We start from the raw sequence: 13,106 nt of genomic DNA, 5'->3' as shown, positions 1-13,106 counted from the left end.
CCCCATAGAAAACGCTGCCAGCATTCTGTTAGCGAACAACAAGCACATCACAAGAAGCGTGGCGTGTAATGTTTTCAGAAACACTCCCAATTAAAAATCGCTCAACAGCATTCAAACCAGTGGCACCACAAACAATTAAGTCCGCTTTAAACTCTTTTGCAATATCCTTAGGGATTTTTATTTTCGGTGAACCATATTCCACACAACGAACTAAATCTTCTAATCCGGCAGCTTTTGCTTTATCTACATAACTGTCTAATAATTCTTTAGCATATTCATCTGCCCGCTCTGCTAAAGTTCTGTCATAAGCCTCTGCAGTAGCAAAAGTTCGTGAATCAACCACATGTGCAAGAATTAGCCTTGCACTGTTTTGCTTGGCAAAATCCAGCGACTTCAAAAAAGCTTTTTCTGATGCTTCAGACCCATCAACTGCTACAAGAATATTTTTATACTTCACTTTAATCTCCCCTTTCTTTACTTAACTATATACCCTATTAGCTAAAGCAACAATCAAAAAATGTCATTTTTACTAAAATAATTACAGCAAATAAATGAATGATATGGACAAACTATAAACAAGGGAGTGAAAAATGTGACGAAAAACAAGCGAAGTAATCAACCACAGAAAATTTTTGAGGATGAAAAGGGAATAGCAGCCGTTCAAAATCAGTTAAATGAAAGCTATCAGATGGGAGTAATTGAACAACGTCACAGCAATAAGGGGATCCATACCTTTAATAATCAAAAGAAATAAAGGTAAAGTAGCCCACATGACATGGTGGGTTACTTTCCTCTTTCCATTTTTTTAAATATTTGATACTGTTAGATTATATACATCTAATTAACAAGATAGAAGGGGAGGTCATAAAATGAAAATTGGTGTGCCTAAGGAAATAAAGAATAATGAAAACAGAGTAGCAATGGCTCCATCTGGGGTGCTTACTTTAAAAAAAGAGGGACATGAAGTTTTTATTGAAACAGGTGCGGGTCTGGGATCGGGTTTTACAGATGACCAATATAAAGATGCAGGAGCTACGATTGTTGCTACAGCAAAAGAAGCTTGGGCGCAGGAAATGGTTATGAAGGTAAAGGAGCCTTTAGCGGAGGAATACGATTATTTTTATGATGGGCTGATTCTGTTTACATACTTGCACTTAGCTGCAGAACCAGACTTAACAAAAGTATTAATGGATCATAAAGTAACAAGTATCGCTTACGAAACAGTACAATTACCAAATAATACGTTACCATTATTAACACCGATGAGTGAGGTTGCCGGTAAAATGGCTTCGCAAATTGGGGCACAATTTCTTGAGAAAACGAAGGGCGGAAAGGGCATTCTTTTAAGTGGAATACCTGGCGTTAGAAGAGCTAAAATAACCATTATTGGTGGCGGAGTAGTAGGAACAAATGCCGCTAAAATTGCTGTTGGATTAGGTGCTGATGTGACGGTGATTGATTTGAATCCAGAGCGTCTTCGTCAATTGGATGATATTTTTGGGTTTTCGATTAATACAATGATGTCCAATCCAATGAATATCGGCTTAGCATTAGAAGAATCGGACTTGGTCATTGGTGCTGTTTTAATACCGGGAGCAAAGGCGCCTAAATTGGTGACGGAAGATATGGTTAAGGCGATGTCTGATGGTTCTGTAATTGTAGACGTCGCGATTGATCAAGGCGGGATTTTTGAAACAAGTGATCATGTAACAACCCATGATAATCCAACATACACAAGGCATGGAGTTTTACATTATTCTGTTGCTAATATGCCTGGAGCCGTACCTAGAACCTCTACGATTGGATTAACCAATGTTACCGTTCCATATGCTTTACAACTAGCAAATAAAGGACTTGTTGAAGCAATTAAAAACAATGTATCCTTGCTAAAAGGGGTTAATACATGGAAAGGTCATGTTACTCATGAAGCTGTAGCAGCTGCGCATGGTTTTAAGTACGTTGACCCACATGCATTGCTTTCATAATACGTAACAAGCAGTAAAGATAGCCTTTACTGCTTGTTTTTAAAAAAATATACGAGGTAATTTCATTACTCCACAATGATTAACTCTTTTGTGGCGGCAGTTAATACTTCGGGTCCTTTCGATGTCATATAAATCATATCCTCAATACGTACACCTGCAACATTTGGAACATAAATACCTGGTTCAATAGTAAAACACATATTTTCTGCTAAAGGCAGTTCATTATCCTGATGCATCGATGGATATTCATGTGTCTCAATTCCTAAACCATGTCCAATCCGATGCGTAAAATACTCACCATATCCGTTCGCTGTAATATGATCACGAGCTATTTGATCCAATTTTCCAACGGGAACACCTAATTGTGCAGCTTCAATTGCTTTTTCTTCGGCAGCTAATACGGTATGATAAATTGTTTCTTGTTCTTTTGCAATTGATTTAAACGCGACTGTTCGCGTAATATCAGAACAATATCCTTCATAGATCACTCCAAGATCAAAAAGTACTAAATCGCCTTTTTCCACTTTTTTCATGGAAGGTGTACCATGAGGAGAAGCAGTTTTCGCGCCCGTTAAAGCCATGGTTGAAAAGGACATGGATTGAACACCTTGCTTTTTAAGCTCGAATTCAATAGCTGCGATGATTTCTAATTCGCTAATCCCTTCTTTAATAGCTGCAATTCCAGCTTTCACCCCGAAGTCAGCAAGCTCAGCAGCAGTTTTCAATCGCTCGTATTCATGTTTACTTTTAATTACTCGTAAATTAGCCAACAGCTCTTCTGCATTTATAACTTCTGTTTTGGGAAAATAATGCTGTAACATATAATAACGATCTAAAGTAAAATGATTATGTTCAACACCGATCGTTTTAGGAAGTTTTTCCGCAGCTTTTAACCTTTTATAAAACATTTGCCATGGTTGTTCATGATCTTGATAAGCAATGATGTCGTATTGCCATCCTGCAGCTTTTGCATCTCCTTTTTCCATTGCCGGAACAATGAGTACGGGATCCATATTGTTACTAAGATAAACACTTACCAATCGTTCATGTGGATCCGTATAGTAGTTGCTTATGTAGTAAACATTAGCTGTTGAAGTGATGAACATACTGTCTAAATTCATCTCCTTCATTTTAGCTAGCAACTTTTCAATTCTTTCCTTCATCTTTACACCTTCTTTAAACATATTAGGTTTATTATAGCAAATAAAGAGTTAATTAAAAAAGCACTTGAAATATCTATTTTTTATCCCGCATCGGAGATATCGTTAGACTCTCACTTCAAGAATAGGAAGAAGTCTAAGTCGAGATGGCTGCATTTACATCCCCAAGGTTTCGAGTCGACAGGAAGAAAAAATTCGACAGCCGATCCTTACACAGAAAAAGTGGACTTTTCAGAACGCCCGATATTTTGGTGTTTTACTTACTAGTAGTGGAAAACAACATTAAATGTAGTTGCACTTTATGATGATGTGTAAAAAAGAATGAAATCGGGTACAACCGTAATAGTTATCTTGGTATAATTAAATGTATAGTGAATGAAAGGGGAAGATGATGATGAAAGTATCCTATCACGGACATTCCGTTGTACAGGTGCAAACAGATATGCATCAAATTTTAATTGATCCATTTATTTCAGGGAATGAAGCTTGTGACTTAGACGTGGATAAAGTTCAACCAGATTATATCCTACTAACGCACGGACACAATGATCATGTAGGTGATACCATTACCATTGCTGAACGAACAAAAGCAACGATTGTAGCACCAAATGAATTAGCAGTATACTTAGGTACAAAAGGCTTACAGATACATCCAATGCATATTGGCGGGAAGCATACGTTTGACTTTGGAACCGTAAAATTTACTCAAGCATTTCACGGTTCAGCATTTACTGAAGAGGATGGTTCAACGGTTTATACAGGGATGCCTGCTGGGATTTTATTAACTATTGAAGGCAAAACGATTTACCACGCTGGTGATACGGGATTATTTTCAGATTTAAAGTTGATTGGAGAAATGAATGAGATTGATTTGGCTTTTCTACCAATTGGTGATAACTTTACAATGGGTCCGGAAGATGCTTTGATTGCTGCCAAATGGGTGAAAGCAAAAACAGTAGTTCCAATCCATTACAATACCTTTCCAGTGATTGAACAGGATGCAGAGGCGTTTGCCAAGCAGGTAAGCCCAGGAATGGGACGAGTTATGGAAATAGGTGAAACGATAACGATTTAGTAAAAATCAGATAATTTAGTTCAGCTCATCTGATTAGTTGCTAGAAGGATATTTTGAGTTGTGTCTTATTTTTGGTGAGCTTGATCTGTTTACAACAAGCTACAAGCTCACCTTTTTAAAGAAGGATATCTCTAAGCCCCCAAATTGAATGTCTTTGCATAACTTTCTTTATACATTCCTCCGTTTATCCTGCATGTACTGCCAGGAAGACATCCCCCTTCCAAAACCTGGGAGGATAAGCGTACAATCCAATTGCAAGTGAAATATCCGATTCTGTTCAGAGGCCTTAGGTCATACCTTTAAGGTACTAACAGTCAGTGGGGGGAAAGAAACCCGCGCTGATTTAAAGATTCACTTACTTTTTCCCAAAGTTCGTACCATTTGCTTTACGTTTAACATTCAAAAAAATAGCTGGGGAGCCGGGATAAACGTGACGCGGTAAGATTGTAATGTTCTAAGTATAGGTGGAACTAAGCATACGCCTGCGCTATGCTTGACGCTTGCTAAGTTTTCTTTAAATATGCATGATAGTAAGGAGTAATTAGATTGGAAAATCATATATTTATACTTTTCTTTATTATAGGGTTGATCTTTGGTTCGTTTTTTGTTGTAATTGGTTTTCGATTACCAAAACAGGAATCTTTTGGAATGAACCGCTCTTATTGCATACGCTGTAACAAACATTTGCAATGGTACGAGTTAATTCCGGTACTCTCGTTTGTTTTTTTAAAAGGAAAATGCAATAATTGTAATGCTCCTATTTCATGTCAGTATCCTTTGATAGAAATAATAACCGGATTACTGTTTGCTATCAGTTATTGGTCCATTGGGATTAATTTAGAATTAATGATTGTTCTTCTGCTTCATTCGATGCTTGTTATTGCGTTAGTATCAGACCTCACCTATATGATTATCCCTAATACGTTGTTGTTATTCTTTCTTCCTTTATTCATCATTCTACGTAGTGTAGAACCACTCACACCGTGGTGGAGTCCTCTTATCGGTGGATTAGCTGGTTTAGTTATCCCATTAGTTATCATTATTATAAGTCGAGGTGGAATGGGAGTTGGCGATGCGAAACTGTTTGCTTTGATTGGATTTGTAATCGGCATAAAAAAATTATTGTTATGTTTTTTTCTAGCGTGTATCATAGGTGCTTTCCTCGGTTTAGTACTGATAATGTTGAAACAAATTAAGCGTAAGCAGCCGGTACCATTTGTTCCATCCATTTTGTTAGCCACATGGATTACCTATTATTTTGGAGATTACGTGCTAGATTGGTACTTATCAAGCTTTATGTTTATTTGAGAAACTACATCCATTTTTATCCCGCATGTAAGGTGCCGTAAGACTCCCACTTTAAGAGCCTTGAGTTGATACAAAAGGTCTAAGTGGGAGAAAACGGCACCTAAATGCCCGATTCGTTCAACTAACATTCAGTAGGAGATGGAAGAAAACTCCTACTGAATGAAGGTTCATTTTATATGATGGATATCTTTTCTAAAAATAACGGTCGTTTAGCTTATACACTTAAACTGTAGCAAGCTTCGATTTCTTCCTGCGAAAAGTTCAACAGGGTCCTCACATCACCATGGTTTCTTTACCCTATATCTGAGATGCCGTCAGACTCCTACTTCAAAAATGATCGAGAATACGGAGAGATTACGATAAAAGAGGGCGGTAGTTCTGTATTTTTATTTTCCTTCATAGGTTAGAGTAAAGGGAGGGATATGGATGCGAGGACAATATGCTTTATTACGGCTTTTATTAGCAGGGTTTTTCTTATACTTGGCTTGGCCAGCAATACCACAAGCAGTAAAACCATTAGAATTGATATTTTGGGGAGCGTGGTTAGGATTTTTTCTCTTAGTTGTAGGTGCTAATATAGCATCGTTATTGCAATTAATTCAACCGCCAATTATGGAACAGGAATATACAAAGCAACGAAGAACCTATAATCATTGAGTTTATTCCTGTTCAACTGTATAATAAATGATAAATAATTCATTAGTACAGTTGAAAGATGGTGTACGAGTCGATGAAAAGTAAGCATGAACAAATCATTGAGCATATTAGCTCATTAGAAATTGGCCATAAAATTTCCGTACGACAAATAGCAAAAGAGTTACATGTTAGTGACGGGACGGCTTATCGTGCAATTAAAGATGCAGAAAATAAAGGGCTCGTCAGCACTATTGAACGTGTAGGCACGATTCGGATTGAACAAAAGAAAAAAGATAATTTTGAGCGATTAACGTTTGCAGAGCTTATTAATATTGTTGAAGGGCAAGTCTTAGGCGGAAGAGAAGGATTGCATAAAACGCTAAACAAGTTTGTTATTGGTGCGATGCAATTAGATGCCATGATGCGTTATACAGAGGCGGGGTCACTCTTAATCGTAGGGAATCGATTCAAAGCTCATGAATTGGCTATTAAAGAAGGAGCCGCTGTATTAATTACAGGAGGCTTTGATACAGAAGATTATATCAAACGGCTTGCAGATGAGCGGCAGTTGCCGATTATATCAACTAGCTATGATACATTTACAGTTGCTGCAATGATAAACCGAGCTATTTACGATCAACTCATTAAAAAAGAAATTATTCTCGTAGAAGATATTTATACGCCTTATGAAAAGTCCTATTATTTACATGAGAAGGAAAAGGTTGCGGATTGGTATTTACTCAATAAAAAATCAAAGCATACGCGCTTTCCAGTAGTGGACAACCGTAAACGAGTTGTAGGAATAGTAACTTCTAAAGATGTGGTTGGGAAATCTTCTGAGTCAGCGATTGAGAAAGTGATGAGCAAGCAGCCAAAGACTGTTCAAACAAACGTATCCTTAGCTTCAGTAGCACATATGATGGTGTGGGAAGGAATTGAAGTTATTCCAGTCACTGATGAACATAATCGTTTAGAGGGGATTATATCTAGACAAGATGTATTAAAAGCGTTACAACAAAATCAGCGTCAACCGCAAATTGGGGAGACAATTGATGATATTGTATCTCGTAATTTGATGGAATTAGATGCTGAACAATATGTTTACGAAACAAAAGTTTCCCCACAAATGACTAACCAATTAGGTACACTTTCAAGTAGCGTTTTTACTGCTTTAATTACCGAAGCCAGCAGAAGAATGCTGTTACAATATAAAAAAGGGGATCTCGTTGCAGAAAATCTTACCCTTTATTTCATTCAACCAGTACAAATAGAAAGTACATTACAAATCAGACCAAAGCTACTCGAAGTTGGTAGATTGTATGCAAAAATTGATATTGAAGTGTATGATGAGCAAAGGCTTGCTGGTAAAGGATTATTAATGGCGCAATTGATTAATCGTTAATCTAAATGGAGCATAAACAGCAAAAACGGTTTTAATAAAAAGGAAAGAGCTGACTACCACTTATGGGATAGTCAGCCAATTATAAAATGTGAGGTATTTAGGTTTTTACGAATACCTGCAATTAGCGATCCGCGGATGTTGGACTTGGCACTACCGTCTACTTATGAAAGATTTAATCGTTTCCATTCATTGCGATAATGTTTAACTTCTTTAATGCCTCGAAGAATGAGTGGAAGCCCAAATATCAGGAAGACAATACCAATAAATAAAGAGATTCGTGTCTGGTAAAAAATATATTGATTAATCGTAAAGGCAATTAGGAAGCTACCTAAGCAGATTCGTGATTTTGCATGAAAGTAGGCCTGTTTTAGCCCATCGTTCGTTTTAACAATCGCTACTTTATAATATACATAAAGTACCAGGGATAAAAGAATAATGACAGCAAAAATAAACATGATATCGCTCCTAATTCAAAAAATATTCTTTATTACATATTAAGAACTTCTGTATGGAACAGTCAAAGAACAGAAGTAAAACGGTACCTTCGCTTCGGGTCGGTAGGAAGAAAAACTTCGAAAGCGACACATCGTACGCACAAAAAGAGTTCTTTTTCAAGGGTAAGAAACCTTTGAAAGTGACAGATCTTGATTATTCCAGGACGCCCCTTTGTTCCACTGTAGGAAAGTATAGCTTTATCCCGCATGTAAGGTGCCGTAAGACTCCTGCTTCTAAATCTTGAGTTGATACAAAGGGTCAAAGTAGGAGAAAACGGCACCTAAATGCCCGATTCGTTCAAGGGCCTTTAGGTCATACCCTTGTGGTACTAACATTCCGTGTAAAAAGCATTCCACGGAATGAAGTTTCACTTTATCGTATAAGAAAAACGATCGCTTTCGCCATAAAGACTGGCGATAAGCCAAGTTTTTCTAATATTTCTTAACAGTAGGGGGGTGAAGAATCCCTACAGAGGGAAGGTTACTTTATCTATTTTACCTTTTTTTGTACGATATAGCTATCGATTGAATTTGAAAAAGAAATAGGTGATAAGATGAAAAAAATATTAGAATCCATAAAAAACTACGATACGATTATTATTCATCGCCATGTGCGGCCTGATCCAGATGCCATCGGCTCTCAAGTAGGACTAAAGGAAATAATTCGGCTATCGTTTCCCGAAAAAAAAGTTTTTGCTGTAGGAGCTGACGAACCATCTTTAACTTTCTTAGCACAAATGGATCATGTTAGTGATGAACAGTACCAAAATGCACTTGTAATCATCTGCGATACAGCAAACACAAGTCGTATTTGTGATCAGCGATATAATCTCGGTAAGCAATTAATTAAAATTGACCACCATCCAAATGTAGATGCCTATGGCGATATCCAATGGGTGGATACAAGTGCCAGCTCGACAAGCGAAATGATTTATGATTTTTATTTACAGACAAAAGAATATGGATTAACTTGTAACGATGCTGCTGCCCGTTTATTGTATGCTGGAATTGTTGGAGATACAGGAAGATTTTTATATCCTAGTACAACGAAAAAAACCTTTGTACTCGCAGCAGAGCTTGTTACATATCGCTTTGATCGTTCTAAATTATATGATGGCATGTATAGTATTTCCGACAAGTTAGCAAAGTTAAAAGGTTATATCTACCAAAATTTTAATCTATGGGACGGTGGTTTGGCATTTGTTAAGCTTACTAAAAGTATATTAGAGGAATTTGAAATTAAACCAACGGAAACTGGACAACTAGTTAGTATTTTAGGGGACATAGAAGGAATTGTCGCTTGGGTTGTTTTCATTGAAGAGGAAGAACAAATTCGTGTCCGTTTACGTTCAAAAGGACCAACTATTAATGAACTAGCTGCAAAATATAATGGTGGGGGACATCCATTGGCTTCTGGAGCAACGGTTACAACGTGGGAAGAGGCAGATGAGGTAATTAACGACTTGCAAGGTATATGTCAAGCCTTTAAAAAATAATTTCCTCGGATCTAAGGTGCTGTAAAACTGCGCTTCAAGAGTTATAGAGAATACGAAAAGTTTAAGCGGTAAATCCACCAAATGCCTGATTTGTTGGAGATAAGGAACAAGAAAAGCTTTGCCAGTGATAATTCGTAATTTGTTCAACACCCGAGACTTTAGCCTTAGTCCCACCTCTAGGAGAAAAGATCTACTAAATAAAAGATGACTTTATAACTTTATTTTAAGTGTGTATGTTTAAAAAAGAGTTCAAAAGAGTAAAGAAGTCTATCTTAATATTGAAAAATATTGTCAACTACTCCATAATTAGGGTAATTACATATATGGGGGTTAAAGATATGAAGAAATACTTATTTGTTTTATTTACTGTAATGTTATTAGTTTTATCTGCATGCGGTGGATCAACCGAAAGTAACGATGCAGCAAACAAAGGAAGCGACGAAAGTAACGAAAGCACGGAATCAAACAGTAACAAGGATGTATATTTCAAAGATAATGAGGCTAAGATTGAAGATTTAAAAATCAAAATAACAGAAACTAAAGTTATACCTGTCGGAGAACCGGGCAACGAACATGGAGAAAAACCAGTATTCGCCATTTGGTATGAAGCGACGAACTTTACTGATAAAGACCTAGATCCATCAACAGCATGGATGGCGGTATTTACAGCGATACAAGACAATGATTCGGATGCAGTAAATGAGTTGGAAATGGGTGGATTACCAGACGAAAATCATCTAGATTCACAAACGGAAACTATAAAGAAAGATGGTACAGTAGAAAACTCCGTCGCTTATGAATTAGATGATTTAGAAACTCCTGTAACCTTAGTAGCTAATCAAGGAGTTACGGGCGATGAGATAGGTAGACAAGATTATGAAATAAAATAAAATACAATCAAACAAAGGCACTCCATTCATGGGTGTCTTTTCTTTTGTCCTAATAGCATGGCTTGGATACTAAATATGGATTAAGAAAAGAGACGTCGTGAGTATGAATATAGAACATCTTCACTCAGGTTTTAGAGGACGACATTTACATATAGAAACCTTAACTATTCTACAGTGAAACTTGTTTATGGAAACATACGTTCACAATTAAATCCGACCATAAAGAATGAAGTTTAGATTTATTAAACGAAATAAAAAATGAAGATTCTGATATGTTTAAGGAATCAGTATACGAAGTAATTAGTCGTATTTAATCTAGCTAAACACCCTGATTGGCAATAGCCTTTCAAGGTGTTTTTTAGTTTATACTTCAAGCAACACCTTCTTAATAATTACGCCTGTCCACGCTAAATTTAAATCCTCCCCCAAATGTTTCATTTAGAATGGGTGATTTTGCAAAAGAGGAAATTATTAAAAATCCTATAAATCCTTAATATTAACGTTTTTATTGCTTTGGCTAAGTTTATTTTAGAAATCTAAAATTTTATACACATTAAAAAAGAACAAAAGTGTCATTAAATGGATGTTTTGAATATTTTCTTTAATGAGAAAAGGGTCTTTAACTGGACAATGCAATAAAATTGCCGGGCTAAGGACCCTTTCAGGTATTGGAAAGTGGTATGCTGTATGTCTTTGTTTGTGAGAACGCTTTTTCAAATTAGCTACTTTTATCTTTAGGTATGAACCAGCATCCAGAAGCGGTCTCTTCAGAAATTACATCTAAATGCTCTTTTTCTATATCACGTTTAATTAAGCGAATCAGTTCCTTGGATTCAGCATAGGCAGATGTTCCCTGTTTTAATCGAGCGATTTTTTCATCTCTTTGTTGTCTGTGGTTTATTACCCACATCGTTGCCCACTCCTTTCATTTGCCTTAGTATATGAGTATATTTATCATGATGCTTTTTTATTAATCTTAGTATAAAGTAAAAATAGAAAGATTACGATAAATATTCCGATATTTCATAAAATGTTCACTTATTCGGTGAAGTTTTAGTAAGAATAGATGAACAGTGATAAGATGAAGGTAATGGTAAAATGCTGATTACGGTGTATTTAGATATGGTTTTAAAGGAGTGGACTTCTTTTTTTAGCAGCATTTGTTTTCATATCTAGTTCGGCATCAACTTTATCCCGCATGTAAGGTGCCGTAAGATTCCCACTTCAAGACCTGAGTTAATATAGCAGGTTCTAAGTGTTAGAAAACGGCACCTAAATGCCCGATTCGTTCAGCTAATATTCCTGTAAAAAGCATTCCACGGAATGAAGTTTCACTTTATCCCGCATGTAAGGTGCCGTAAGATTCCCGCTGTCAAGAGCCTAAGTTGTTCCAAAAGGGTCTAAGTGGTAGAAAACGGCATCTAAATGCCCGATTCGTTCAGCTAACATTCCGTGTAAAAAGCATTCCAAGAAATGAAGTTTCACTTTATACGGTAATTCAATAAATTGGAAAATGGTAATTCTATTTGGTATTGTTGCCTATATCTTATTTACGACTAGTTTGTTAATCGTCAACCGTTTGAATAAGTGATTCAATGATCTCCTGTTTTCTTTAAGGTGATGACAGTTGGCAACACTAATGTCATTGAAATAACTATTTTAATAAGCGTTTTAAGCTAAATCTTTTTAATGCATAGCTGTGGAAAAAGCTATCCAACGCTCCCATATTGTGTGTTTTTAGCGTTACATATATATTAGTTTCGATTCCTCTTTTTACGAAGATCTCTGCGCTTTTGCAGTGATTTTAATATTATTCGAGATAATAAGCTTGCGAATGGAAAGTGTATAAGAAAAATCTTCGACTGTAAACGTCTTATTTTCAATCGTGGATATAAGCAATCTATCGCTTTCTGCAATGATGGTCAGGTCCTTACCAATGACATGTTTTAATTCCTCTTGTACAAGTTCCTCTAATTTACCAACAATTAATCGATCCATTCGTAATGTTTCTGCATTTTCAATCGATAGTGAAATTGACTCAATGCTAACCTGTTTTGCTGATCTTTCATTTAATTCATCATTGTCCTCAAGTAAAGACTCATTCTGACTTCGTAATTGACTGACTTTATTATTTAGTTCATGATTTTCGATGAGTAAAGCTTCATACATCGTTCCATACATATAAATAAGTATGCAATATGCAATGACTGCCCCCACCATTGCTCCAACAAAAAAACGCTGCCACGTAACTTTTTTGTGATATGGAGGGATATGCATTAGGATATTTCCTCCTGTGTCAGCCAACTTAATAATAAAATAGCCGTTTTCACCCCGCCCATTGCGGATAAAATGAATAACGCCTGTTTAAATAAATCCAGCGTTGATCCATTGTAAATTCCCCTTTCAAAATTTGCAATTGCATCAAATGTACCGCCAATTGCTGCGACAATGGCCCAAATCCGCAGTTGAATGGCAATTCGTCCAATCTCTGTTAACGGCGGATTTCCAGTAATAAAAGCACCAATACTGCCGATGATCGAACCGCCAATAACTACACCAAAAGCAATAAAGTAACAATGAATAAATGTTTCAAAAAAACGTTCTTCCATTAAAGCACTCCTCTTTCAAACCCATGATATGTGCTTAAAAGTTAATAATTG

At 36.4% G+C, this 13,106-nt stretch carries 14 protein-coding genes; 8 read left to right on the top strand and 6 right to left on the bottom strand.

Annotation, left to right across the window (positions count from 1 at the left end; genetic code table 11):
* Positions 1-28 precede the first annotated feature (28 nt).
* Positions 29-463, bottom strand: coding sequence for a universal stress protein (locus tag BN1066_RS19355; RefSeq protein WP_077321359.1), 435 nt, complete (start codon positions 461-463; stop codon positions 29-31).
* A 129-nt stretch (positions 464-592) separates the two neighbouring features.
* Between BN1066_RS19355 and BN1066_RS20415 the strand changes: the two genes are divergently transcribed.
* Positions 593-754 (top strand): hypothetical protein, encoded by a 162-nt coding sequence (locus tag BN1066_RS20415; protein WP_179104441.1) that lies wholly within the window; start codon positions 593-595, stop codon positions 752-754.
* 115 nt (positions 755-869) lie between these two features.
* Positions 870-1,985, top strand: coding sequence for an alanine dehydrogenase (gene ald / locus BN1066_RS19350; RefSeq protein WP_077321358.1), 1,116 nt, complete (start codon positions 870-872; stop codon positions 1,983-1,985).
* A gap of 65 nt (positions 1,986-2,050) precedes the next feature.
* Here the strand turns inward: ald and BN1066_RS19345 are convergent, their stop codons facing one another.
* On the bottom strand, positions 2,051-3,148 hold the full coding sequence (locus tag BN1066_RS19345) for a M24 family metallopeptidase (protein WP_077321357.1): 1,098 nt from the start codon (positions 3,146-3,148) through the stop codon (positions 2,051-2,053).
* Between the two features lie 391 nt (positions 3,149-3,539).
* On the opposite strand from BN1066_RS19345, the gene BN1066_RS19340 reads away from it, so the two are divergent.
* From BN1066_RS19340 to BN1066_RS19325, 4 genes are all read left to right on the top strand, one after another.
* Positions 3,540-4,220, top strand: coding sequence for a metal-dependent hydrolase (locus BN1066_RS19340; protein ID WP_077321356.1), 681 nt, complete (start codon positions 3,540-3,542; stop codon positions 4,218-4,220).
* 546 nt (positions 4,221-4,766) lie between these two features.
* The gene (locus BN1066_RS19335; RefSeq protein WP_077321355.1) at positions 4,767-5,528 is read left to right on the top strand and encodes a prepilin peptidase; all 762 of its coding nucleotides are present in this window, start codon (positions 4,767-4,769) and stop codon (positions 5,526-5,528) included.
* Positions 5,529-5,954: 426 nt separating this feature from the next.
* Complete coding sequence (locus BN1066_RS19330; RefSeq protein ID WP_077321354.1) at positions 5,955-6,185, top strand: hypothetical protein; 231 nt, start codon at positions 5,955-5,957, stop codon at positions 6,183-6,185.
* 73 nt (positions 6,186-6,258) lie between these two features.
* The gene (locus BN1066_RS19325; protein WP_077321353.1) at positions 6,259-7,566 is read left to right on the top strand and encodes a DRTGG domain-containing protein; all 1,308 of its coding nucleotides are present in this window, start codon (positions 6,259-6,261) and stop codon (positions 7,564-7,566) included.
* Between the two features lie 161 nt (positions 7,567-7,727).
* Here BN1066_RS19325 and BN1066_RS19320 read toward each other — a convergent pair whose 3' ends face one another.
* Positions 7,728-8,021: a YtpI family protein gene (locus BN1066_RS19320; protein WP_077321352.1), complete on the bottom strand. Its 294-nt coding sequence runs from the start codon at positions 8,019-8,021 to the stop codon at positions 7,728-7,730.
* Positions 8,022-8,614: 593 nt separating this feature from the next.
* Between BN1066_RS19320 and BN1066_RS19315 the strand changes: the two genes are divergently transcribed.
* Both BN1066_RS19315 and BN1066_RS19310 read left to right on the top strand, forming a co-directional pair.
* A complete protein-coding gene (locus BN1066_RS19315; RefSeq protein ID WP_179104440.1) occupies positions 8,615-9,556 on the top strand; it encodes a DHH family phosphoesterase in 942 nt (313 codons plus the stop codon).
* A gap of 338 nt (positions 9,557-9,894) precedes the next feature.
* Positions 9,895-10,446 carry a DUF5067 domain-containing protein gene (locus BN1066_RS19310; RefSeq protein ID WP_077321350.1) on the top strand — a complete coding sequence of 184 codons (552 nt, stop codon included), beginning with the start codon at positions 9,895-9,897 and terminating at the stop codon, positions 10,444-10,446.
* A gap of 718 nt (positions 10,447-11,164) precedes the next feature.
* On the opposite strand, the gene BN1066_RS19305 is transcribed toward BN1066_RS19310, so the two are convergent.
* The 3 genes from BN1066_RS19305 to ytrH all read right to left on the bottom strand — a co-directional run bounded on the left by BN1066_RS19305 (position 11,165) and on the right by ytrH (position 13,055).
* The gene (locus BN1066_RS19305) at positions 11,165-11,356 is read right to left on the bottom strand and encodes a YtzJ family protein (RefSeq protein WP_077321349.1); all 192 of its coding nucleotides are present in this window, start codon (positions 11,354-11,356) and stop codon (positions 11,165-11,167) included.
* A gap of 863 nt (positions 11,357-12,219) precedes the next feature.
* Positions 12,220-12,723, bottom strand: a complete 504-nt coding sequence (gene ytrI / locus BN1066_RS19300; RefSeq protein ID WP_077321348.1) for a sporulation membrane protein YtrI — start codon at positions 12,721-12,723, stop codon at positions 12,220-12,222.
* Entirely contained in the window at positions 12,723-13,055 is a 333-nt protein-coding gene (gene ytrH, locus BN1066_RS19295; protein WP_077321347.1) for a sporulation membrane protein YtrH, read from the bottom strand. The genes ytrI and ytrH overlap by 1 nt, the downstream gene beginning before the upstream one ends.
* Positions 13,056-13,106 lie beyond the last annotated feature (51 nt).

It is taken from the genome of Virgibacillus proomii (assembly GCF_900162615.1).
Lineage (GTDB): Bacteria > Bacillota > Bacilli > Bacillales > Amphibacillaceae > Virgibacillus > Virgibacillus proomii.
This window is presented reverse-complemented; position numbering and strand designations above follow the sequence as displayed.

Bases quoted from the DNA above. Each gene is read 5' to 3' on its own strand.
- BN1066_RS19325 (WP_077321353.1), top strand. From the start codon at position 6,259: ATGAAAAGTAAGCATGAACAAATCATTGAGCATATTAGCTCATTAGAA.
- BN1066_RS19345 (WP_077321357.1), bottom strand. From the start codon at position 3,148: ATGAAGGAAAGAATTGAAAAGTTGCTAGCTAAAATGAAGGAGATGAAT.
- BN1066_RS19320 (WP_077321352.1), bottom strand. From the start codon at position 8,021: ATGTTTATTTTTGCTGTCATTATTCTTTTATCCCTGGTACTTTATGTA.
- BN1066_RS19330 (WP_077321354.1), top strand. From the start codon at position 5,955: ATGCGAGGACAATATGCTTTATTACGGCTTTTATTAGCAGGGTTTTTC.
- ald (WP_077321358.1), top strand. From the start codon at position 870: ATGAAAATTGGTGTGCCTAAGGAAATAAAGAATAATGAAAACAGAGTA.
- BN1066_RS19310 (WP_077321350.1), top strand. From the start codon at position 9,895: ATGAAGAAATACTTATTTGTTTTATTTACTGTAATGTTATTAGTTTTA.
- ytrI (WP_077321348.1), bottom strand. From the start codon at position 12,723: ATGCATATCCCTCCATATCACAAAAAAGTTACGTGGCAGCGTTTTTTT.
- BN1066_RS19340 (WP_077321356.1), top strand. From the start codon at position 3,540: ATGAAAGTATCCTATCACGGACATTCCGTTGTACAGGTGCAAACAGAT.
- BN1066_RS19305 (WP_077321349.1), bottom strand. From the start codon at position 11,356: ATGTGGGTAATAAACCACAGACAACAAAGAGATGAAAAAATCGCTCGA.
- ytrH (WP_077321347.1), bottom strand. From the start codon at position 13,055: ATGGAAGAACGTTTTTTTGAAACATTTATTCATTGTTACTTTATTGCT.
- BN1066_RS19315 (WP_179104440.1), top strand. From the start codon at position 8,615: ATGAAAAAAATATTAGAATCCATAAAAAACTACGATACGATTATTATT.